Below are 21,470 nucleotides of genomic sequence, written 5' to 3'. Positions count from 1 at the left end.
TTACTCTACCCCTCCAATTACCGTCTCTTTTGAAGACGCAATCCTATTCAAAAGCACATACATCAGCAAGTAACATACGCTCATCCCCAGACTGAAACCGACCAATGCCACTTCAGCCGAGGCTGCCGTCTGCGCAGACAGGACAAAACAAGCCACCACCAGAATCAGTCTCAGACTATCCCAGAGGAAAAGCGTTCCCTGTTTATTGGCAATAGCGGTCAGATTAATAAAGGGGGATACCACAAACTGAGCCAGGAACATGGGAGCCAGAATTCTAACGAATTCCCCAACCTTTTCCCACTGGGCACCAAGCAGCCAACTGAACAACCAAGGAGCGATCATGGCCAGCAGTAACATCGGACCCAGTCCTATCAGAAACAATCTGAGCATGGCTCGTTGCAGCATTGAGTGACATGCCGAGCGATGGGACTTCCATAACCTACTGAACTGCGCATTATAAACCTGGCTCACTGCCTGACCAATTAACACCATGGGAGCCGCCATCACCTTCTGCGCCAAGGCGTAGAAACCTGCCGCCTCAATGGAAAATAACGCTGCCAGGAACACTGTAGGCGCCTGGGTAACAGATACGTTCAACAAGGCTGCCGGAGTCGAAATGCGGATAAAACGGCGATGCCTCCTTATCAGACTTAGATAAAATCGACGACGCAGCGGACGTCGATTACGCACAGATTGGCCACTCTTACTGCACAGCATAAACAAGCTAAGCACCCGGCCAACCACATCACCCAAGACCAGGCCGATAGACGGCAAGATAACCATAACCGTCTGTGCTATTGCAATGGCCGCCGAACGAACCACCTTGGCAACGGCAACCACCTTAAACTGCTGTCGCCATCCGAGGTAATTGGACAGCAATAGAAACACGGCAATAGCTGCGGACGCCAGCGGTACAAAGAGTAAGGCAGGCTCTATACCTTCTGGGAGGAGCCCCGCATAAACCCCTGAGAACATGGCAACACAGCTGAAAAATACAAGATTAATAAAAGCGAAAAGGCCGCCGAGCACCACTGTCGCCCTGGCCTGACGCTCGGTGCGACAAGCATAAACGGCTAACTCAAAGCGCAGACAGAATACGGCAGAAAGTATTCCGGACACGCTCATAAAAACGCCGAACTGACCAAATTGCTCGGGGCTGTAGAGCCGGGTAAGTAAGGGCACGACCGCCAGGGTGATAAGTTGCGCCAGCACCGCCCCTGACATCACCTGCAACAGGGGCTTGCGTATTGAACCCAATTTCATAAAACGATGGCTACTTAACATCTAGGTCCCCTGCTGACATCAATAAGCAACCTTAAGTTGCTTGATCAAACAGAACAGGGCGTTACACATTCACGCAAAAACACTGCAGAAGGCGTTATACAATTTCCCATCCCACTATGAATGAATAAGCGCTAATTGTGCCCATTATATTTGCTCATAGTAACCTTGGCTGAGGCATTTACTCCCTCCGCACCCAGTACTTTTTTCACCGTCAGTAAAACTATCTTAATATCCATCTGCAGGGACATATTGTCCACGTAGAGCAAATCATAGTGAAACTTTTGCTTCCAACTTATGGCATTTCGACCATTCACCTGCGCCAGGCCTGTAATCCCGGGTTTGACACTATGACGGCGCCTTTCCTCTTCACTGTAAAGCGGCAGATACTCTACCAATAGCGGCCTCGGGCCGATAAAGGACATATCACCCTTCAGGATATTTAACAATTGTGGCAACTCGTCAAGGCTGGTTTTTCTGACCAGTGCGCCCAGTTTGGTGAGTCGATTTAGGTCTGGCAGCAGTTGTCCGTTGCTGTCCGTGTCTGAAGTCATAGTGCGAAACTTAATTAACTTAAAATGCCTTTCGTGGCGACCAGGCCTAACTTGAATAAAAAACGGGCTACCTTTGAGACTAAAAGCGAGCAGCAACGCCACTGTAAACGATAGCGGAAGAGTAAGCACAAGCAACACAGCGGCAAACACGCGGTCTGCCACTGCTTTGAAAATTGGATAGATTGTCATCTGTTCACGTTATTACATACGAAAGCGGCGAGGATTCTACCTTTATTGGGCCATGATGTCCTGGCTCATCAGCACATAAAGTTCCGAAAAACCATTGCTGAAATAAGCAGGCCAAGCAACCAAAGGGTTTCTCTCCCTGGTAGTGTTGGGGCCTACGTAGGTTTCCAAAATATTATCGTTTAAAGGAAAAGTCATGTTGGAAAAATCCGATTTCAACTTGGTACTCTTCAAAAAGGAATACCAGCTGAGCATCAAATTACCTGAGTTCTGGTAAGGACCGTAACCCAAATTATCCCCTACAGTTGCATAATTGTACCGATATACCCCATTTCTGCCATCTGAATAATTGTTCATTCTGGGAGCCTGGAACTCTGCAGTCGCAGAAACCAGAATGTGGTTTTCAAATTGCCACTTTAAACGGCCAAAAAGATCATCGAATAACTGATACTCATCACTCTGCACAGAATAGGCATCTCTTAAACTAAGCAACCAAAGTGGCATCCGATGCAAATGAGAAGAATCAGTGGCAATATCATCCAATATCATCTCGACAAGATCCGGCACCAATATTTCATTGCCTGCATATCGGTAGTCACGATAATGGCTCCATACGCCAGGTTGGAACAACCAGCCACCTTCATCGGTGAGCAGACTCTCTTGGGCATATAGCGTGGATGCGTAACTCAGTATTTCTGTTAAAAATACTGGTTGTGTCAAGTCAAGCGCGTTAGTAATAAAAGCAATGTCAGCCGAAACTGAAAGGAAATGAAACTCCTCATCAAAAATAGCCCTGGCGTACTCCGGGTTCGGCGCAAATTCATTAAGTTTGAAATCCAGTCTCTCGCGCATCCCCCCTGAAAACACACGGCCACCATAGGTTGTCACTTCCGCATTGGTCCACAGCTCTTCCAGGTTTTGTAGTATTTTTTTGTAAAGAGACTGCTGATGCTCATCAAATTCTGCTCCAGACTGGATAATCAACTTCAAAAATTGGGTGTTCAGATAGAAAAATTGCAATCGGCGTTGGAAATGAGTATCGAGTGTTTCCTCAAAGACTCTTTCATATCGCGTGAAAAACTCAACAAAATCTTCCTGTACGAAGGATTGTTCAGACCGCAGGAAACTCCAATGTAAAGGCACCATAAGCACATGGGCTGCATCATAGTTTTCTGAGGGCAACCACAGTTCGCCCTGAAGGTAGCGTTCGCCTGTGCCCCCCCACAATTCCAGAATCCTCTCGTTTTTTGCAGGCGGCGCTGGAGGCTCTGGAGTAATGATATCTACATCCCCGGAGCTTCCACCACAGCCAATAACAGCGATACACATTTGGAAAACAAACATATACTTACAATAGCTCATGTACCTGCTCACTTAACATTCCTCATGTTGACCTTATCAAAATCCACACAGATACGATGAAAAATCGACACATACTGTTGAGCAATGTTACTCCAGTTGAAGTCATCAATCTCTCTGGCAATGATGTTCTGCGGAATGCCTCTGGGCCACCTTTTCAAATGAGCAATGATAGCTGCCGCTATCCCCGCATCATCTTTGGGGTCGACACTCTCGAGGATGCCACTACCTTGAAACATCCCATCTATAGCTTCACCAAAGGAACAAATGACTGGACAACCTTGGCTCAGAGCCTCGATGTAAACTAATCCAAATGATTCGTGAAACGAAGGCATCAGGAAAACGGAGGATTGCCTGTATACATCGCGAACCTTATCCTTTTCGGTCATATGCTCGTGGACATCCAACCAATCAGGTCTATCAACAATCCCTGTTAGCTGCTGCAACTTTTCCCATGACCCACCTACCATTATTAATCGAAGGCTCGGAACCTCCTTTCTGGCAATGGACACAGAGTTTAAAATCGCAGGTAAATTCTTATTTTTGTCAAACTTACCAACGTAGCAAACCGTCTTAGCACTACATTCCCCTCCCTTTGTGCTATTGACATTCTCTATCCAATAATTGTCAATCCCATTCGGAAGTACTTTGTATAAGTTACGACAGTAAAAGAGACCTGGATAACGCTCTTTAAGGCGATTTTTGTAAGCCTCAGATAGAAACACAACCTCAGACGCATTTTTTAACACCTTTCTGACTAACCATCGGTACCATGGCAGCTTTGGAATAAACCAATTCAGGTCGGTGTTTCTAACAACAATAATGTAGGGCAATCCCAGAAACTTACTGCAAAGGTAAGCAGGAACACCATCGCTCCAAGCAGTGTGAGCAAAGAGTATTGTGTTATTATCCTTGACGCGGTGTCTTAAATGCCCAAAAAGGGCCTGTGCAAACCATATCACTTTCAACAGGGGAAAAAATCGAATTACTGGACCGTTCAATCTCCTAAAGAATGTAGCAATGCCATTTGCTTCGACATCAGCAATTCCCACGTCTTTATCTCGCCTTACCGGCACAAAAACATCCTGTTGCGACACACCACTTCGTGATAAAGCATGAATTAAATTATTATGCACTCTAGAGGAAACATAATTATTACAGATATGCACCAACATATTTTCACCGGAAAATTGCGTTAAAAAGTCTAAGCGGAACGTTCTTCAGAAAAATCCACTTTTCCCCGTGCACGCCCCTCCCCCCCCCGAAGAGTAACCATAGAAACAGTTAAACCCAGAAAGAAAAAGAACTGTCTATTCTCAACATAGGAAAAAGACTTCATTGAATTTAAGAACAAGAAGAAGAATACGGCGAATACGTAAGTGCTTCGTCCATTTAATGATGTAATAAAACCAATCAACAATGGAATGGAAATCAAAACAACCCCAACAAATCCAAGCTCATACCCTACTTCAAGGAAAAGATTATGAGGGTAGTCCATCCCATCAAAACCGTGAAAATTTCGGGAGTAACTTCCTAACCCATGACCTACAATGGGACTTTCGTTGATACCATCCAAAGAAAAGTCTATATGAGAGTACCTGGTATTTATTGACGCCCCCTGATCATTACTTACCAGAAGCATAATTCGCTCCGCACTCATTGACAGCAATTTAACAATTTCTTCGGATTTCTCTGCATATCTTGTTGCAAAGACAGAGAAGGCAAGAAGCATTAACCCTCCGATTATTGTCAATTTTAACGATTCAATGGAGACACGCTTGGAGGCCAAAGCTTTTGCAAAGGGCATGGAGAAAAGTATTAACAGAACCAAAACCAGAAAAACTAGCGGTGCTCTAGCACCTGACACAAAAAGCGTTACGCCAAAAAACAATATCAGCAGCCACTTAATAACCAAATTGGTTTTCTTTAAAAAAAGGGTCATAATGCATAGTGCACACAGCCCACCAACACCTAAATAAAGCGTTTTAAGCGATTCCAGATTAAAGCTCTGACCGGCTAGCAAGCCTAAGCGCCACTTGGGGAAAAAATATAAAAAAATACAACATGTTAGAAATGAGAAAATAATTAAGTACTTGGTGAATTTTTCCAGATCAAATTCCCTGTAAAAAACCGGCAACGCAAAACAAAAAAAGGGTATCAGAAACATTGAAAATTTTGTCAGATAATTAAACTCAGAACTCGTGTATATGCTTGAAAAAGCCATCCAAGAGAGAAAGAGCAGCATGCAAAATCCAACAACACTGGCTTCCTTCCTTATAGAAAAACTTTTAAAAATGATGACTTTTAATAGCATATCCAGAAAAAGAAATATTAGACATAGCAGTGTTATATCTGGAAAGCCAGAGGCAAAAATCTGGATGTGGCCCTTTAAAGGACCACTGACCATTAATAGTGCCGATAGTAACTCAATCATTCAATATTCAAATGTTTTATGCTGACGTATTTTTTGGACTGTATCGATACAACACAACCACTGAGCTGAGAATTACTGCGCCAACGAAAATCAAAATAACGATCACTGCCCTTAAAGGTTTGAATTTTTCATCCGGAATATAAGGCGGGTCAATAGTTTTTAGAACATACTGCTCCTTAGTATCAAGCAACATTTTCCTTTGCAACTCATTCTCAATAAGCTGGGAAAAAACACTTTTAATGCTTGAAAGATCTGTATTTCGTATCTTCTCCTCTAGATATGCAATTTTTGCTTCTGATTCCTTCAAAGCATTTTCTTTCATCACCAGATTAATTTTATCAACAATCAGGGACAACCAAACCGCGGCTAAGGAAGGTGAGTATGACTCTATAGACAACTTAATCAACCCGGTTTCGACATCTTGATTCACACTGAAGATATCATTGAATGCATCAAACAGTTCCGTTTGATTAGGTTCTCTAAAAGAACCATCATTGCTCTCAATTCTCCACTCTCCATTTTTGTACAGATCCTCGTCAATGATGAAACTCCGCTTTTCCCAACTCCAGGCTTTCCCGGCAATAAGTGGAATGGCTAGATCATTCTCATTAATAAACTCCAATACAAACTGTCGGGTTTTTAAAATCGAAAGAGACAGGGTGGAGTCGTCTTCCGATTCCTGAAGATTGATGCCAGCTAAACTTGCTAACCCGCCGAATTGTGATGCCATACTTTGCAAGCCGCTTAGTTCACCATCGGATTTAACCTGCTTTAACACAGTCACAGAACGATAGGTATTCTCGATAAACAAAGTTCCGATAGCGGCAAGCATCGCAACCAAAGAAGAAAAGATAACAATCTTCCACTTATGATTTAGCAGTATTGCCACACAAGCGGCTAAGTCGATTTCTCGACCTGCTACCATTGAGTTTGAATTCATTACAATGATCCTATTGCAGCGATTGCTACACCTGTCTGATAAAGGATTTGCGTAACAGTTGACCAAAGGGTCAAATTGTCAATGGGAGCTGTATCCATGGGTACTACAATAGTATCGCCAGCGGACAAACGGCTCGAATTTGAAGCGAACCAGAAGGAGGACGATTCTGGCCGTTCTACTGAACCATTTGCTTTAATCACGTAAACATTCTCATCGTCCCCCAACCGTTTTATACCCCCACTGGCAAGAAGATAGTCGTTCAAAGACATATCAGATTTATAGCGATGCGAGGTCGGCAGATACACTTCACCAATAACGCTGACGGTCTCACTCTGCGGGGGGATATGCAACACATCACCGCGAATCATCAAGATATCAGCCTTCTCATTACCTTCTAGAATAGAGGGTAAGTCGATAACCATCCGCCCTATGGCCTCGACATCTGTCAAATCTTGGAGAACTCTTTGCAACTCGGCATAACTGGTTGTACCGGTTTCAGTGACGCTTTGCGTCAACTTCTTGGCCGCGAGCTGTTTTCTAAGTTCATCAGCCAGTTCGAGCAGGTTTTTCTTTTCCTTTTGTTTTAAATCAAGCCTCGTAAATACTGCACCTTGAGGTAACGCATGGCTGGTTAAGCCACCGGCCTGTTCAATAAGCTTGGACAACTTTGTGCCGCGTTTGAATGTATAACTACCAGGGTAAAGCACTTCACCGAATATCTGCACCGTGAGGTATTCATTTGTTGATGGCCTCGGGAAAATAGACACCACATCTCTTTCGCTAAGCACGAATTCATCGGCATCTTCAACAAGCACATCAAATTGTTCAACACCACCGTTCTCATCCACCCTTGAGATTTTTACAACTTCAGCAGCAATGTCGGTTAAACCGCCTGCGGCTTCAAAGGCTTCTTTTAACGTTAAACCAATTTCGAGTGGATAGGTGCCAGGAAATCTGACATTACCCGTCACTTCAATTAACGGCAGTCGCTGGCTATAGAAAGTCTTGTTGAGAATTCTTTCGTAAATGGGCCAAAGTAGATACTGACGAGAGGTCTTGTTCCATCTGTGAATCTGGTATTTATCAACTAATTCTGCGAGCCGAACGTTTTCCAGTTCATAGATAGACGGAACATCTGTAGGCGTTAACTGCACTTTAATGTCAGGCTGGGTTACGGAGTAATACAGATCCCAAAAAAACTTTTCCTCGATAGTTTTACCTACCCGCTCCTTTATCAACTCGTCTCTCTCTTCCTCCGCAGACAAATCCTTAAAGCTGAGCAACTGGTCAGAATTTGAATATCGAGAGAAGAAAACGACCATATCATTAACATCCAGAGGAATATCGTCTGAAGTCCCTTGAATGACCTGATAGGGATTGAACTGATGGACTGAAATACCTCCATTAACTTCCCTTAGAATAAGTGCATAATAAAGGTCAGTATGTACAGTAAAAAAGGAGACTTCTGAGCCGATCAAGGATTTAACGGTTAACCCCTGCTGCCATTCAAAAAAACCTGTCTGAGAGACTTCACCCAGCACCTGAACGGCATTTCCAAATCTGTCGTTGACTTCAGGCACAACCATTTCATTGAGTCCCATTGCTATCGGGTCATTCTGGCTGGCCGACGAAAAGTCCATATTGACGAGCTTCTTCACACCGTTTCTATATAGATGCAAGCTGACAGAATTAAGCAAGGCACTAGCCTTAGCGTTTCCAGACATTTCCAGCAGATCTTTGTATGTTTCGCCTTCAATCAATTCATAAATAGCAGGACGTTTAACCGCTCCTTTGACGGTAACAGTGCGACCAACGGACGGAACAAAAATAACGTCGCCAGATTGCAGAAGAGCGTCATTGCTGGCATCCCCCTTAAGGATAAAGTCGTACAGATCCATGGTTTGAATAGTTTTCCCTGCCCGCTTAAGCTGTACTTTTCGCAATGACCCATTTTCTTTTATACCGCCTGACACAAACAGTGCATGAGTGATAGTTGCCAACGAGCTAACAGTGTAAGCGCCGGGCGTAAATACTTCGCCCACGATAAAAACCTGTATAGAACGCAGCTCACCAAAAGAGATGCTAGCCTTAACCCCCAATAATTGATTGCTGATCTCTTCGGTCAGCAACTCTTTAACTTCCTTGTAAGTCAATCCAACGACTGAAACAGGTGCCAGACCAGGAAGCTCTATTTTGCCCTCACTGGAGACCTTAACTTCAAGCTGTTTGTTTTCTTTGCCATAGATATTTACAAGCAAAGAATCACCAGGTCCTATCACATAACTCAGAGGTACCGGAGCGTTGGACAGAGGTGAAAAAGTAGTAGGTTGAGCAGCAAAGATGTCATAACCGAAAGGCTTTATTTCTTCTTCTTTTTTCTTACCTTTCTTACCATCCTCTTCTTGAACTTCCTGCTCTTCGTCTTCAGACAAATGTTCACCTCTCGGCAACATCATTAGCTGCTCATTGGTGCGGCTGGGCTCGTTGCCTGTTTGCTGGATTCCAAGCATATTCATATCCAGACCGTACTTTTTGGCCAATGCCTCCTGCTGGGATGGAGAGAGTTTTTTGAACATCTGAATTTGTTCATCGGTTGGCGTGAAGCTTTGGGCTGGTGCCGTTATTGGCGCGAGAAGACACAATGATGCTATCAGCGCGATGAAAAGTTTGGACTTCATAAGCAATAGTATTCCTGCTCTTGCTGCTGTTTATATTTGAGGTTCGAAATGAACAAGCTGGCGATTCTAACCCAATGACGACGCTTTTCGAAGCATTACGGAAGGGATTAGCGGAATGACTGGCTGTATCCCATTCTTGCTTTTGCCCCCCTTCGGCGGTATAACCGGGGGCTGACCTCGGGCGGCGGACGCCCGTATTCCGAATAACTAGTATGATAAGGAAGAATAAATGAAGGCACCCAGTGCGGGAACCCTGATGGGACATCCCAAAGGCCTGTTCCTCTTATTTGGTACTGAGATGTGGGAGCGCTTTGGCTATTATGGCATGCGCGCCCTGTTGGTACTGTATCTTGTTGCTGCCGTGGAAGACGGTGGTTTTGGCTGGACCAATGGCGATGCGCTGCGACTCTACGGCACCTTCACCATGGCCGTATATCTCACTCCCCTGATTGGCGGCTGGTTGGCAGATAATTTTATCGGTCAGCGCAAGGCTATTATCCTTGGCGGTATTTTCTTCTCTTTGGGCTATTTCACTCTGGGTATTCCCAAAACCATGATCCCCGGCTTTGAGCTGGAAGTGTTTTATTTCGGATTGGTGCTTATTTGTACCGGTAACGGCTTGTTTAAAGCCAACGTTTCCAGCCTGGTGGGTGATCTCTATCATGAAGGTGATCACCGTCGTGATGGTGCTTTCACTATCTTCTATATGGGTATTAACCTCGGTGCGTTTCTGTCACCTCTGATTGTTGGTTACCTGGGTGAACAGGTTAACTGGCACTATGGCTTTATCGCTGCCGGTTGCGGCATGTTGATTGGTTTGGCCCTGCAATTAACCTTGGCCAACAAGTATCTCGGTGAGATCGGTGTGGTGCCCTCTGCCAAGCTCAATCAGCAGAATAAAGCCAATATGGCTTCCACGGCCCTGACCAAAGAAGAAAAAGACCGCACCAAAGTGATTTTGGTCATGAGCATCTTCTCCATCATTTTCTGGGTGGGTTTCGAGCAGGCGGGTGGTTTGTTCAATATCTACGCCTCCAGCTTCACCGATCGTGATCTGTTCGGCTTTGAAGTGCCGGCGTCCTGGTTCCAGTCCTTAAACGCCATGTTTATTATTCTGTTTGCCCCAGTTGTAGCCTCCATCTGGGTGGGCATGGGCAAGAAAGAGCCCACCTCGCCGGTGAAATTTGCCCTGGCTATGGTGTTCCTGTCTCTGGGCTTCTTCGTAATGGTTTGGGCGACCATGGTGCAAGGTGGCGACACCAGCGTTAAGGTCAGCATGTTGTTCCTGGTATTTGCTTATCTTTTCCATACCTTGGGTGAGCTTTGCCTCTCCCCCATTGGTCTGTCTATGGTATCCAAACTGGCCCCGCTTAAGTTTACCTCGCTGTTAATGGGTGCCTGGTTCCTGTGTACCGCCATTGCTAACAAGCTTGCCGGTGTGGTCGGCTCCTTTGTTGGCGAAGGCGAAGCGCAGGTTGAAAATGCCCTGGCTATCTTTGCTTCTGTGGGTATTGCCGGTCTGGTTACCGGTGGCATCGTGTTTTTAAGCGCCAATAAGTTGGTGGATTGGATGCACGGCGCTGAAGGTGATACTCATAGAGACCTAGAAGATGAGTTTAACGAAGAGTTGTCTGTCACGGCCACTCACGAAGGCATGACAGAAGAGCCGATTAAATAATAAGGCTCTGCTGTCAAACGCCCGGATTATCCGGGCGTTTTTCTTTGTAAGCATCGGGGCATCTCAGTATCATTGGCTTATGATGAAATGACTAAACGGCCAATGAAGTTCTATTTTTCCACCCGGCAAATACCTGCTCTGAGGCACTTACCCTTGACCCAAAGGTTACAACAAGTGCAGTTAGCGCAGGCAAAATTAACAGGTCCTGAGAAGTTACTGCTCAATGTGCTGAAGCTGGTGATCCTTATCCCTATCTTCGTGCTGATTTTGCGGTCAGGTCAGGAGTGGACTTCATTACTCTGGGCATTCTTAGTGGCAACCGCTTTTCCGCTGCTGCTGAAGCCCTTGCAATACGGACTCTGCAATAAATATCTGAGTTCGCCAACACAAAAGGAATCCTGATGGCGCATATATTAGTTACCGGCGGTGCCGGTTATATCGGTAGCCACACTGTGCTGCAATTGCTCGAACAAGGCGATGAGGTCACGGTAGTCGATAATCTCAGTAACGCTTCTGCTCAATCTCTGCATCGGGTGCAAAAGCTCACAGGCAAACGTCTGCGCTTCGTCGAAGGTGACATTCGTGATCCCCGTCTCCTTGACGAAACATTTTCCCTAAAGCGGGTAGATGCCGTTATTCATTTCGCCGGCCTCAAAGCGGTCGGTGAATCCGTACAATTGCCATTAAGGTACTACGACAATAACGTCTATGGCACCCTGGTGCTTTGCGAAGCCATGGCCAGGCACAATGTAAAAAACCTGGTATTCAGTTCATCGGCCACAGTATATGGCGATCCTATCGCTCTGCCGCTTGTTGAAAGCATGCCCACCGGTCAGCCAACAAACCCTTATGGCCAGTCCAAGCTGATGGTGGAGTTGATCCTTAAGGACCTTTACAAGGCCGATCCGGACTGGAATATCGCCCTACTCCGTTACTTTAACCCTGTGGGTGCCCATCTCTCTGGCGAAATAGGAGAAGATCCTAACGGCATACCCAATAATCTGATGCCATTTATCGCTCAGGTGGCTTGCGGACGACGTGAATGCCTGTCTGTATTTGGTGATGACTACGACACCCCCGATGGTACCGGCGTCAGAGACTATATCCATGTAGAAGACTTGGCCAATGGGCACCTAAAAGCGTTGATCAAACTGCAAAGCTCACCTGGCGTGGTGACTTATAATCTCGGTACCGGACAGGGCTATAGCGTTCTGGATATGATCAAAGCCTTCGAGCAAGCCAGCGGTCAGCAAGTGACATACAAAATCGCCCCAAGACGAGAAGGCGACGTGGCATCCTGTTATGCAGACCCTTCATTGGCGCTTCAAGAACTTGGTTGGCAAGCGCACAAAGGTATCGAGGAAATGTGTGCCGATACCTGGCGTTGGCAGTCCAAGAACCCCGATGGATATCGACATGAAAGCGAGAAGTGAATATCAGTGAAGTCTGAGGAGTGATGCATGTTAACACCCTCCTCCTTGCTCTCTCTGTGTTCTCAGTGATCCTGCGGTGATAAACGAAAAAAGGAGCGAAATTCGCTCCTTTTTCTTGTTCTGCCCCCAGCTTACTGGTTTTTAATATACCAAGGCATGGTCAGGCTAATACCATCAAAAATATGAAACTGTGGCTGATAGCCCAGAATCCGCTCGGCCTTACTCACGTCAGCCTGGGAGTGGCGCACATCGCCTGCACGAAAGTCACGGTATACAGGCTTACGGTTGTAGGTCACGCCTTGTTCAGCCAACGCATCTTTGATGGCATGAAACAGTTGATTCAGCGTGGTTCTGTCCCCGACAGCCACATTGAAGACTTCGCTATTTTCTACCGGCGTAGTGGCGGCCAGTAAGTTAGCCTGCACCGCATTTTCCACATAACAGAAGTCTCGACTGGTCTCGCCGTCACCATTGATATGCACTTCCTGATTCAGGGTCATGGCCGCCGTCCATTTGGGGATCACAGCGGCATAAGCACCGTTAGGATCCTGACGTCGTCCAAACACATTAAAATAGCGCAAGCCAATGCTATGAAAACCATATGCTCTTGAGAAAACGTCAGAATAGAGTTCATTGACGTATTTTGTCACAGCATAGGGCGACAGAGGTTTACCAATGTTTTCTTCCACTTTGGGTAAAGCAGGGTGATCGCCATAAGTGGAGCTGGATGCGGCATAAACAAAAGACTGCACTGATGCTTCCTTGGCAGCCACCAGCATATTCAAGAAGCCACTGATATTCACTTCGTTGCTGGTTACCGGATCATTCAACGAACGCGGTACAGATCCCAGGGCAGCCTGATGCAGCACATAGTCCACACCTTTAACGGCTTCTTCGCAATCGGCTTTTTTACGGATGTCACCTTCGATAAAACGAAAATTGGCCCAGCGTTTGTCGCCAACCAAAGACTTCACTTCATCCAGATTCTTCCGATGTCCGGTAGCAAAGTTGTCTAACCCTACCACCTTTTGGTCCAGCTTTAACAAGGTCTCCAACAAGTTGGAGCCGATAAAGCCTGCCACTCCAGTGACCAGCCATACTTTTGGCTCTGCCTTGAGTCGTTGCTGTAATGCCTGGTAGTTGTCCATAGGAAGTTTCTATAGCCTCATATCGGTCAGTGCCTTATCGAAGGCATATTTCAGATCGTAAATCACGCGGTTGTCTTTGCAGATGGCAGATAGTGCCGCAGCATCGTAAGACTTAAATTGTTTGTGTGCCACTGCCAGAATAACCGCGTCATAGGCTTTGCTATCGGGTTTATCCACCAACTCCAGTCCGTACTCATGCATGGCTTCTTCGGGCGATGCCCAAGGGTCGTGAATATCCACGTTAACCCCGTATTCCTTCAACTCATCCACAATGTCTACCACACGGGTATTACGCAAATCCGGACAGTTTTCTTTAAAGGTCAATCCAAGCACCAGGACACGCGCGCCTTGTACCTGAATGCCTTTTTTAATCATGGACTTGACCAACTCACTGACCACATATTCGCCCATGCCGTCATTGAGTCGGCGTCCGGCTAAGATCATTTCCGGATGATAGCCGATAGCCTGTGCCTTATGAGTCAGATAGTAAGGATCCACGCCAATACAATGTCCACCTACCAAACCGGGTCTGAAGGGCAAAAAGTTCCATTTGGTACCCGCCGCTTCAAGCACTTCTAGGGTGTCGATTCCCATGCGATTAAAAATAATCGCCAGTTCATTAATCAGGGCGATATTTACGTCGCGTTGGGTATTTTCGATGACCTTAGCCGCCTCCGCCACCTTGATAGAGCTGGCAAGATGGGTACCGGCGACAATAATTTCACGGTAAAGAGCATCAACGGTTTTTGCCACCTCAGGCGTTGAGCCGGAGGTCACTTTTTTGATAGTGGAAACACGGTGCTCTTTATCACCCGGGTTAATGCGCTCTGGGCTGTAGCCGGCAAAAAAATCCTGGTTGAACTTAAGGCCCGACACACGCTCAAGCACAGGTACACAATCCTCTTCGGTGGCGCCGGGATAAACGGTGGATTCGTAAATCACGATATCCCCTTTTTTAAGCACTTTACCGATAGTTTCACTGGCGCGTACAAGAGGAGTCAGGTCGGGACGCTTAAAATCATCAATGGGCGTAGGCACGGTGACAATAAAGACATTGGCGGCCTTCAGCTCATCCAGGCTGTCGGTAAAGGATAGCCCTTTGGCCTCCTGCAACTCTTCCTTGTCCACTTCCAGGGTAAAATCCACCCCTTTTTTAAGCTCGCTGATTCGCTTGCTGTTAATGTCAAAGCCAATTACTTTGCGCTTTTTACCAAATTCCACCGCCAGTGGCAGCCCTACGTAGCCAAGGCCAATCACGGCCACATGCAAATTACTAATATCCATTGCTTTATCCACAAGTAAAACTGAGTTACCAGGCCACAAACCATCCTGCTATGGTGAGGGATTTATCAGCCAAGTCAACGCCCAGCAACGATTTTCCTACAAATCATCGAGGAAGCTGTCGATGTCTTCATCTAACTGCAGCTCCTCTTCACTAACTTCTACCTGGCCATCTTTCACTTTAAATTCCAGGTTCTGAAAGTAAATATCCTTGACCATGGCGTAAGGGTCCACAGCCTCATTGAGCAGCGCCTCTTGCTGCACCAGATCAATACGTTTCTCAAGCCCTTTAACCACAAACCGAACAATGTTCAGCTGCCAGGCAAGGTTATCAATTGGGAAATAAGCCGAATCCACCGCATCGCCCACACCACTTCTAACATCATTGGGCCCCATAGCAGGCACCATTAAATAGGGTCCAGTGCCCACGCCCCAGGTACCCAACACTTCGCCAAACTCCTCTTCCTTGCGCTCCAGCCCCATGGCTTTGGCAACGTCGATTGTACCGAGCAGGCCAACCGTGGAGTTGATAACAAAACGCCCCAGACTGACCATGGAGGGGCCTACTTTACCCTGCAGTAAATTGTTAATGCTACTTGAAGGCTCTTCCAGGTTTTCGGCTGCATTTAACAACCCTTTGCGGGCAAAATTGGGCATATAATCGCGATACACTACTGCCACGGGCCGAACCAGATAGGCATCCAGGTAGTCCCAGTTAAAGGTCCACACAGCACGGTTTACGGGCTCCAGTGGATCCCAGTATTTTTCTTCCACCTGATTAGTTTGCGCCTGTTGCTCTGCGTTATTAGGCGTGGCACAGCCCCCCAACAGTAGCAGGCTCAACCCAAGGAACATGAACTTTTTCACTGAATTTCCTTATCAATAGTGATGGCGCTTGATAATTCGTTGCCGGGCTCAATTGCAAGATTGATTTCACCTTGCAGTTCGCCAGGTTGCAACTCAACCTTATCGTCCAAGGAGACTCTGGCCACCAATGTCGCTTGTTTAAGACTGGATAAATTAACGCCAGGCATCATAGCATCGTCATCCGTTAAGCTGACGGTGATCGGGAAAGCACTCAGGGGCTGCTTGACTACCGCCGCCGGCAATCGGCTTTGTCCTTGCGCATCTCTGGCAAATACAAAAAGATAGCCATTTTCAGGCAGACGCGCCTGCAGCTCAGCGGCCATATTCACAGTAAGCATCAATTTGGTTTGGGCCTGTGGAGAAAGTTGGGCCATCCGATTAGCGACTTCCTGTTGCATGGGATCATCTGCTGGAAGTCTGTCCTTCAAGGCCTGCCAATTGCTAAGGGCCAAGGCTTTATCGCCAAGCTGGGTAGCGGCGATAGCAAGCAGCCCCATCGCTCCTTCGTTGTCCGGAGCCAAGGCACGTAAGCGTAGCAAGTACGCCTTAGCTTCCCTGATATTTTGCTCATCGTTGCTCATCAGCAACGCCTGCGCGAGACTTTGCAAGGTACTTGGGCGCGCCGGATCCAAATCGAGGGCCTTATGATAGGACTCAATGGCCGTATCTAAACGGCCCAGACTGGCATACAGACGCCCCAGCAACAACCAGCCTTCGGGACTGCTGGGGTCTTCCTTCAATTTGGTACGAAGGGCCAAGGCGAAACGCTGCAACTCGTCGGCGGTCAAATTAGGATCAGCTTCCACTACCACCCTACGTCCCAAGGGACCGAGGTCTTCCATGGCCTGTTGCCAGCCTTGCAACAGCGATAGTTGATTGGCCTGCCAGTAACTGGCCGAGGCGACCACTAAGCCAATGACTAGCAGGAGCAAGGGGATTAGCGATGATTTTTGCCTTAAAGCAACCTTTTCCTGCTGCTCCAGCACCATGGCCATCTTCAACTCGTCTTCTGCCGTTTTTTTGTCTGCAGCGTCAATCAGGCCCTCTTGAAGCTCTTTATCCAATTCCAGCAAACGCTGACGCGTTAGTTGCAGGTTTAGCCCTTTGCTACGGTCAACATTGGCTTGACGCGCCCTGACAAGGGGCAATACCGCCAGTGCTATTGCCAGCAAGAACATGGCCGTCATGGCAACCCAGTAGCCTGTCATTTATCTTTCTCCAGCCATTCTTCTGCTTCTGCCAATAAGTCGTGAGCATTTGTCTCTTTACTTCTCTTGCGCTTTTTGACCAAGACAACTACTGCCAATAACACAAATGCCAGCGGCAATAACCACAGTGAAAGCGTAATCAGATTCAACGGTGGCTGATAATAGACGAAGTCCCCATAGCGGAGTTTCATATAATCCACTACTTCGGATTTGCTTTGCCCCTCTTGCACCAATTGATAGACCTTACGCTTGAGGTCTTCGGCGACCATAGCGTTGGAATCGGCAATATTCTGATTCTGACACTTTGGGCAACGCAGTTCTTCAGTCAACTCCACGAAAAGCACACGTTTTGCCGGATCGTCAAAGGGGTATCGCTCTTCTGCGGCAAAGGCGAGCGCAGGGAGAAGCAACAGCACAACAATCATCAATGCTCTCATGGGCCCATCAACTCCTGATATAGGGGAAGAAACTTCTGCTCCCAGATACGAGGATTGAGGTCACCGACATGATGAAGGCGAATCCTACCCTCACGATCAATCAAAAAGGTTTCCGGGGCACCCGTCACCCCCAAATCAATGGAGTAATCGCGGCTGACGTCAAAAATATTGAATTCATAGGGATCGCCCAATTGTGAGAGCTTATCGCGGATAGACTGTTGGATCTGCGGCAGGCTTTTTCCACCGAAATCCGGGTCCAGGTCCTGCTCATAATACAGACCAACAATGCGCACCCCCTGCTCTTTCAATTGAGTCAGGAAGGGAAGCTCGATGGCACAGGTGACGCACCACGTCCCCCACACATTCAGCAGCGTCACCTGCCCCTGAAACACCTGGGCATTGTATTGCGTTGTCTCATCCATCACATCAGGCAAGGTAAATGCTGGTACCTGGCGTTCCAGTAAACTGGATTCCCGCTCTCTGGGATCGGAATAAAGACCCTGCAACAAAAACAAAGTAACGAAAAGAAATAACGCCAATGGCAACAGGAAGAGACCGATTCGCTTCATACTGCGACCTCCTGCTGATTGCCACTGACCGGGGCTTCAACTAAACGCGCCATACGGTAACGTTTATCAGACATACTCAGCAGTCCACCAATGGCCATCAATAACGCGCCAGCCCAAATCCAGCGCACAAAGGGCTTCACATAAGCGCGCACAGCCCAATCTCCATCAGGCAATTGTTCACCCAAAGCCACGTATAAATCGCGGGTCAGCCCGATATCCACCGAGGCCTCTGTCATCACTGTACGTTGTACGGTGTAAAAACGCTTTTCAGCCGCCAAATCGCCGATATGACGCTCGCCTTCGTAAACATCCAGATGGGCCACATGCCCTTCATAGTTGGGCCCATCCAGCCTTTCCACGCCGACAAAAGTGATGTGGTAACCGGCTAACTCGACTTGATCCCCCGGGCTCATGCGCAAATCGCGCTCTTCGCTATAGCCACTAACCATGGCAATACCCACCAGCATCATGGCAAAGCCCAGGTGTCCGGCCACCATTCCCCAGTGACTGGGGGTCAGTGCAGACAACTTAGCCATCACGCCTTGACTAGCAGACATACCGGCTATGCGCTGACGTACTTCCTGAACGGTGGCGATCAACACCCATACACTCAATCCCAGGCCCAACATCGCCGTATAGTCGACCTTATCTTTAGCAAAGCCCAACAGCACAGTGGTGAAGAACGCCAGCAAGAAGGCAAACAACAACTGATTTTTAAGCGCACTGAGAGGTTGATTCTTCCAGCGACTCAATGGACCAATGGAGAGTAAGGCAACAAAAGGTACAATCAGCCAGGTAAACATCTGATTAAAAAACGGTGCACCAATACTGATAGAGCCCAAACCCAGCTCTTTATGGACCAACGGCAGCAAGGTACCAAGCAGTACAACCAAGGTGGCGGCACTGAGCAGAATATTGTTGCCCATCAACATGGTTTCCCTGGACATCACCTCATAGCGACCGACACTGGTCAATGCGGGTGCCCGCAGCGCATACAACAGCAGAGAGCCACCAATCACCACGACCAGTAAGCCCAGAATAAACAATCCCCGGGTCGGGTCGCTGGCAAAGCTATGTACCGAAACCAATATGCCTGAGCGCACCAGGAATGTGCCCAATAAACTCAATGAGAAGGCGGCAATAGCCAACAATACTGTCCAGGACTTAAAGACTTTGCGCTTCTCAGTGACTGCCAGCGAGTGCAATAAAGCGGTGCCTACAAGCCAAGGCATAAAAGAGGCGTTCTCAACAGGATCCCAGAACCACCAACCGCCCCAGCCAAGCTCGTTGTATGCCCACCAACTGCCAAGGGCAATACCCAGCGTCAAAAAGACCCAGGCAGCCAGGGTCCATGGACGCGACCAGCGAGCCCAGGTGGAATCGAGCCTGCCATTAATCAGCGCGGCGATAGCGAAGGCAAAGACCACCGAAAAGCCCACATACCCCATGTACAACATGGGCGGGTGGATAATCATGCCAAAATCTTGCAACAGCGGGTTCAAGTCTCTTCCATCCACCGGATAAAACGGCAGCAAGCGCTCAAAAGGATTGGAGGCAATGAGGACATACAAATAGAAGCCAATGCCCACCAAAGACAACACCGACAAAACTCTGGCCACCATATCTAAAGGAATACTGCGACTGAAAAGCGCCACCGCGGCAGACCAGGCAGTAAAAATAAGTACCCACAGCAGGAAAGAACCTTCATGCCCCCCCCACACGGCCGTAATTTTATAATACCAGGGCAGCAGGCTATTGGAGTTGTGGGCTACGTAGGCAATGCTGAAATCATCGTCAAGAAAGGATTGGGTCAGGCAAAAATAGGAAAAGGCGGTAAATAAAAACACCCCTATGGCTAATGGCCTTGCAGAGGCCATCAGCGATGATTGTCCCGTTGTTGCTCCCCACAAGGGATAACCCGCCATCAGGATAGACAGGAATAATGCCAGTACCAGTGAAAAATGCCCAAGCTCAGCCAGCATCTATGCCTACCTTAGTTATATGAACTTTCAGAGGGTTTAACGTGCTTAATGCCCTTCATGGCCTCTGCCACTTCCGGTGGCATATACTCCTCATCATGCTTGGCTAACACTTCCTGGGCCTCAATTTGGGTTTCACCCACTAAATGGCCGGTGGCAACAATGCCCTGCCCTTCGCGGAACAAATCCGGCAATATGCCTTGATAGCTAACGGTAACGATGGGGCCGGTATCCACTAAATCAAAGCTGACGGCGAGACTATCGGGATCACGCCGAACCGACCCTTCGACCACCATACCGCCAATGCGCAAACGCTGGCCAATTTGAGGCTTTTGCCCACTTTTGCCTTGCACAATTTCCGAGGGGGTGTAGAAAAGGTCAATGTTCTGTCCCAGCGCATATAACATCAGGGAGATAGCCCCAGCCACCACCACGACAATACCGCCAACCGCCATCAATCTTTGTTTACGCCTTGGATTCATGTTTTTCCCCATTTTGCTGACTGGCGCGAATTCTGGTTTGTCTGGCTTGCTCTTTTCTAAGCGCCTCAATCAAACACCTGCGACTATGCAACCCATGCCACCATAGCAGCAGCAAAGACAACAGACCGACACCGAAAGACAACCAGACATAAAGCCCATAACCGCCCATCGCCAGGAAGGATTGGAAACTGTCAAACTGCATTTTGTTCCTCTTCAAGCAACATTGCTCTCACCCAGGGACGATGGCTTTCTCTTCTGAGTAATTCATTCTGCAGACGATATAAACACATGGCGCCGGTAAGTAGCGCCAGTCCCAAGATGCACAGCAGCAACGGCCACAACATGCTGCTGTCGATAGAAGGTTTGGCAAACTTGGTAATAGTGGCGCCCTGGTGCAAGGTATTCCACCACTCCACGGAATAGTGGATGATGGGCAGATTCACCACCCCCACTAACGCCATCACACCCGAGGCTTTGCTACCTTGCTCTTTATCTTCAAAGGACTGGTACAGGGCGATTACCCCCAGATACAAAAACAGCAGGATCAATTCCGACGTCAGCCTGGCATCCCACACCCACCACGTGCCCCACATAGGCTTGCCCCAGGCAGCGCCGGTGAACAAGGCAATAAAGGTCAGTACCGCGCCCACCGGTGCAATGGCTGCTACTGCCATATGCGCCGTACGAATTTGCCAAACGAGACCGATAAATGCGGCAATGGCCATGGCGCTGTATGTGCCCATAGACAAAATGGCACTGGGCACATGCAGGTAAATAATTCGGAAGGAATCGCCTTGTTGATAATCAGCCGGGGCAAAAGCCAGCCCCCATATTGTGCCAGTGGCCAGTATCAGCAAAGCAGAAACACCAAACCAAGGCAGCAAGGTTGTGCACAGAGCGAAGGCTCGTTCAGGTTTGGCGTAGGGGTGTAACCATTTCCACATCAGCTGTTCTCA

20 protein-coding genes are annotated in these 21,470 nt (G+C 47.7%); 3 read left to right on the top strand and 17 right to left on the bottom strand.

Annotated features, from left to right (window positions below; translation table 11 throughout):
- The 7 genes from P2G88_RS04505 to P2G88_RS04475 form a co-directional block, all read right to left on the bottom strand.
- Positions 1–1,284, bottom strand: coding sequence for a lipopolysaccharide biosynthesis protein (locus P2G88_RS04505; RefSeq protein ID WP_275794506.1), 1,284 nt, complete (start codon positions 1,282–1,284; stop codon positions 1–3).
- Positions 1,285–1,415: 131 nt separating this feature from the next.
- On the bottom strand, positions 1,416–2,024 hold the full coding sequence (locus P2G88_RS04500) for a sugar transferase (protein ID WP_275794505.1): 609 nt from the start codon (positions 2,022–2,024) through the stop codon (positions 1,416–1,418).
- 42 nt (positions 2,025–2,066) lie between these two features.
- Positions 2,067–3,383: a hypothetical protein gene (locus P2G88_RS04495; protein ID WP_275794504.1), complete on the bottom strand. Its 1,317-nt coding sequence runs from the start codon at positions 3,381–3,383 to the stop codon at positions 2,067–2,069.
- A gap of 8 nt (positions 3,384–3,391) precedes the next feature.
- Complete coding sequence (locus P2G88_RS04490) at positions 3,392–4,555, bottom strand: glycosyltransferase (RefSeq protein ID WP_275794502.1); 1,164 nt, start codon at positions 4,553–4,555, stop codon at positions 3,392–3,394.
- A gap of 29 nt (positions 4,556–4,584) precedes the next feature.
- The gene (locus P2G88_RS04485; protein WP_275794500.1) at positions 4,585–5,814 is read right to left on the bottom strand and encodes an O-antigen ligase family protein; all 1,230 of its coding nucleotides are present in this window, start codon (positions 5,812–5,814) and stop codon (positions 4,585–4,587) included.
- Positions 5,815–5,830: 16 nt separating this feature from the next.
- Positions 5,831–6,754, bottom strand: a complete 924-nt coding sequence (locus P2G88_RS04480; protein WP_275794499.1) for a Wzz/FepE/Etk N-terminal domain-containing protein — start codon at positions 6,752–6,754, stop codon at positions 5,831–5,833.
- Entirely contained in the window at positions 6,754–9,432 is a 2,679-nt protein-coding gene (locus tag P2G88_RS04475; RefSeq protein ID WP_275794497.1) for an SLBB domain-containing protein, read from the bottom strand. Before P2G88_RS04475 ends, P2G88_RS04480 begins: the two co-directional genes overlap by 1 nt.
- A gap of 229 nt (positions 9,433–9,661) precedes the next feature.
- On the opposite strand from P2G88_RS04475, the gene P2G88_RS04470 reads away from it, so the two are divergent.
- The 3 genes from P2G88_RS04470 (at position 9,662) to galE (ending at position 12,543) form a co-directional block, all read left to right on the top strand.
- The gene (locus P2G88_RS04470) at positions 9,662–11,110 is read left to right on the top strand and encodes a peptide MFS transporter (RefSeq protein WP_275794496.1); all 1,449 of its coding nucleotides are present in this window, start codon (positions 9,662–9,664) and stop codon (positions 11,108–11,110) included.
- A 102-nt stretch (positions 11,111–11,212) separates the two neighbouring features.
- A complete protein-coding gene (locus P2G88_RS04465) occupies positions 11,213–11,512 on the top strand; it encodes a DUF6170 family protein (protein WP_275794495.1) in 300 nt (99 codons plus the stop codon).
- On the top strand, positions 11,512–12,543 hold the full coding sequence (gene galE / locus P2G88_RS04460) for a UDP-glucose 4-epimerase GalE (protein ID WP_275794494.1): 1,032 nt from the start codon (positions 11,512–11,514) through the stop codon (positions 12,541–12,543). The genes P2G88_RS04465 and galE overlap by 1 nt, the downstream gene beginning before the upstream one ends.
- A gap of 131 nt (positions 12,544–12,674) precedes the next feature.
- Here galE and P2G88_RS04455 read toward each other — a convergent pair whose 3' ends face one another.
- The 10 genes from P2G88_RS04455 to P2G88_RS04410 all read right to left on the bottom strand — a co-directional run bounded on the left by P2G88_RS04455 (position 12,675) and on the right by P2G88_RS04410 (position 21,458).
- Positions 12,675–13,691, bottom strand: a complete 1,017-nt coding sequence (locus tag P2G88_RS04455) for an SDR family oxidoreductase (RefSeq protein ID WP_275794493.1) — start codon at positions 13,689–13,691, stop codon at positions 12,675–12,677.
- Between the two features lie 9 nt (positions 13,692–13,700).
- The gene (gene tviB, locus P2G88_RS04450; protein ID WP_275794492.1) at positions 13,701–14,975 is read right to left on the bottom strand and encodes a Vi polysaccharide biosynthesis UDP-N-acetylglucosamine C-6 dehydrogenase TviB; all 1,275 of its coding nucleotides are present in this window, start codon (positions 14,973–14,975) and stop codon (positions 13,701–13,703) included.
- A 96-nt stretch (positions 14,976–15,071) separates the two neighbouring features.
- Complete coding sequence (locus P2G88_RS04445; protein ID WP_275794527.1) at positions 15,072–15,827, bottom strand: VacJ family lipoprotein; 756 nt, start codon at positions 15,825–15,827, stop codon at positions 15,072–15,074.
- An 8-nt stretch (positions 15,828–15,835) separates the two neighbouring features.
- Positions 15,836–17,047 carry a c-type cytochrome biogenesis protein CcmI gene (ccmI, locus tag P2G88_RS04440; RefSeq protein WP_275794491.1) on the bottom strand — a complete coding sequence of 404 codons (1,212 nt, stop codon included), beginning with the start codon at positions 17,045–17,047 and terminating at the stop codon, positions 15,836–15,838.
- Entirely contained in the window at positions 17,044–17,484 is a 441-nt protein-coding gene (locus P2G88_RS04435) for a cytochrome c-type biogenesis protein (RefSeq protein WP_275794490.1), read from the bottom strand. Before P2G88_RS04435 ends, ccmI begins: the two co-directional genes overlap by 4 nt.
- Positions 17,481–18,053 carry a DsbE family thiol:disulfide interchange protein gene (locus P2G88_RS04430; protein WP_275794489.1) on the bottom strand — a complete coding sequence of 191 codons (573 nt, stop codon included), beginning with the start codon at positions 18,051–18,053 and terminating at the stop codon, positions 17,481–17,483. The genes P2G88_RS04435 and P2G88_RS04430 overlap by 4 nt, the downstream gene beginning before the upstream one ends.
- Positions 18,050–20,035 (bottom strand): heme lyase CcmF/NrfE family subunit, encoded by a 1,986-nt coding sequence (locus P2G88_RS04425; RefSeq protein WP_275794488.1) that lies wholly within the window; start codon positions 20,033–20,035, stop codon positions 18,050–18,052. The genes P2G88_RS04430 and P2G88_RS04425 overlap by 4 nt, the downstream gene beginning before the upstream one ends.
- Positions 20,036–20,046: 11 nt before the next feature.
- A complete protein-coding gene (gene ccmE / locus P2G88_RS04420) occupies positions 20,047–20,514 on the bottom strand; it encodes a cytochrome c maturation protein CcmE (protein ID WP_275794487.1) in 468 nt (155 codons plus the stop codon).
- Positions 20,498–20,716: a heme exporter protein CcmD gene (ccmD, locus tag P2G88_RS04415; RefSeq protein ID WP_275794485.1), complete on the bottom strand. Its 219-nt coding sequence runs from the start codon at positions 20,714–20,716 to the stop codon at positions 20,498–20,500. Before ccmD ends, ccmE begins: the two co-directional genes overlap by 17 nt.
- Positions 20,706–21,458, bottom strand: coding sequence for a heme ABC transporter permease (locus P2G88_RS04410; RefSeq protein WP_275794484.1), 753 nt, complete (start codon positions 21,456–21,458; stop codon positions 20,706–20,708). The genes ccmD and P2G88_RS04410 overlap by 11 nt, the downstream gene beginning before the upstream one ends.
- Positions 21,459–21,470 lie beyond the last annotated feature (12 nt).

Origin of the sequence: Aliiglaciecola sp. CAU 1673 (genome assembly GCF_029223185.1) — a bacterium.
Lineage (GTDB): Bacteria > Pseudomonadota > Gammaproteobacteria > Enterobacterales > Alteromonadaceae > Bowmanella.
The sequence above is the reverse complement of the archived record's forward strand: the minus strand, read 5'-3'. Positions and strand labels throughout refer to the sequence as shown.

Bases quoted from the DNA above. Each gene is read 5' to 3' on its own strand.
- P2G88_RS04505 (WP_275794506.1), bottom strand. From the start codon at position 1,284: ATGTTAAGTAGCCATCGTTTTATGAAATTGGGTTCAATACGCAAGCCC.
- P2G88_RS04500 (WP_275794505.1), bottom strand. From the start codon at position 2,024: ATGACAATCTATCCAATTTTCAAAGCAGTGGCAGACCGCGTGTTTGCC.
- P2G88_RS04495 (WP_275794504.1), bottom strand. From the start codon at position 3,383: ATGAGCTATTGTAAGTATATGTTTGTTTTCCAAATGTGTATCGCTGTT.
- P2G88_RS04490 (WP_275794502.1), bottom strand. From the start codon at position 4,555: ATGTTGGTGCATATCTGTAATAATTATGTTTCCTCTAGAGTGCATAAT.
- P2G88_RS04485 (WP_275794500.1), bottom strand. From the start codon at position 5,814: ATGATTGAGTTACTATCGGCACTATTAATGGTCAGTGGTCCTTTAAAG.
- P2G88_RS04480 (WP_275794499.1), bottom strand. From the start codon at position 6,754: ATGAATTCAAACTCAATGGTAGCAGGTCGAGAAATCGACTTAGCCGCT.
- P2G88_RS04475 (WP_275794497.1), bottom strand. From the start codon at position 9,432: ATGAAGTCCAAACTTTTCATCGCGCTGATAGCATCATTGTGTCTTCTC.
- P2G88_RS04470 (WP_275794496.1), top strand. From the start codon at position 9,662: ATGAAGGCACCCAGTGCGGGAACCCTGATGGGACATCCCAAAGGCCTG.
- P2G88_RS04465 (WP_275794495.1), top strand. From the start codon at position 11,213: ATGAAGTTCTATTTTTCCACCCGGCAAATACCTGCTCTGAGGCACTTA.
- galE (WP_275794494.1), top strand. From the start codon at position 11,512: ATGGCGCATATATTAGTTACCGGCGGTGCCGGTTATATCGGTAGCCAC.
- P2G88_RS04455 (WP_275794493.1), bottom strand. From the start codon at position 13,691: ATGGACAACTACCAGGCATTACAGCAACGACTCAAGGCAGAGCCAAAA.
- tviB (WP_275794492.1), bottom strand. From the start codon at position 14,975: ATGGATATTAGTAATTTGCATGTGGCCGTGATTGGCCTTGGCTACGTA.
- P2G88_RS04445 (WP_275794527.1), bottom strand. From the start codon at position 15,827: ATGTTCCTTGGGTTGAGCCTGCTACTGTTGGGGGGCTGTGCCACGCCT.
- ccmI (WP_275794491.1), bottom strand. From the start codon at position 17,047: ATGACAGGCTACTGGGTTGCCATGACGGCCATGTTCTTGCTGGCAATA.
- P2G88_RS04435 (WP_275794490.1), bottom strand. From the start codon at position 17,484: ATGAGAGCATTGATGATTGTTGTGCTGTTGCTTCTCCCTGCGCTCGCC.
- P2G88_RS04430 (WP_275794489.1), bottom strand. From the start codon at position 18,053: ATGAAGCGAATCGGTCTCTTCCTGTTGCCATTGGCGTTATTTCTTTTC.
- P2G88_RS04425 (WP_275794488.1), bottom strand. From the start codon at position 20,035: ATGCTGGCTGAGCTTGGGCATTTTTCACTGGTACTGGCATTATTCCTG.
- ccmE (WP_275794487.1), bottom strand. From the start codon at position 20,514: ATGAATCCAAGGCGTAAACAAAGATTGATGGCGGTTGGCGGTATTGTC.
- ccmD (WP_275794485.1), bottom strand. From the start codon at position 20,716: ATGCAGTTTGACAGTTTCCAATCCTTCCTGGCGATGGGCGGTTATGGG.
- P2G88_RS04410 (WP_275794484.1), bottom strand. From the start codon at position 21,458: ATGTGGAAATGGTTACACCCCTACGCCAAACCTGAACGAGCCTTCGCT.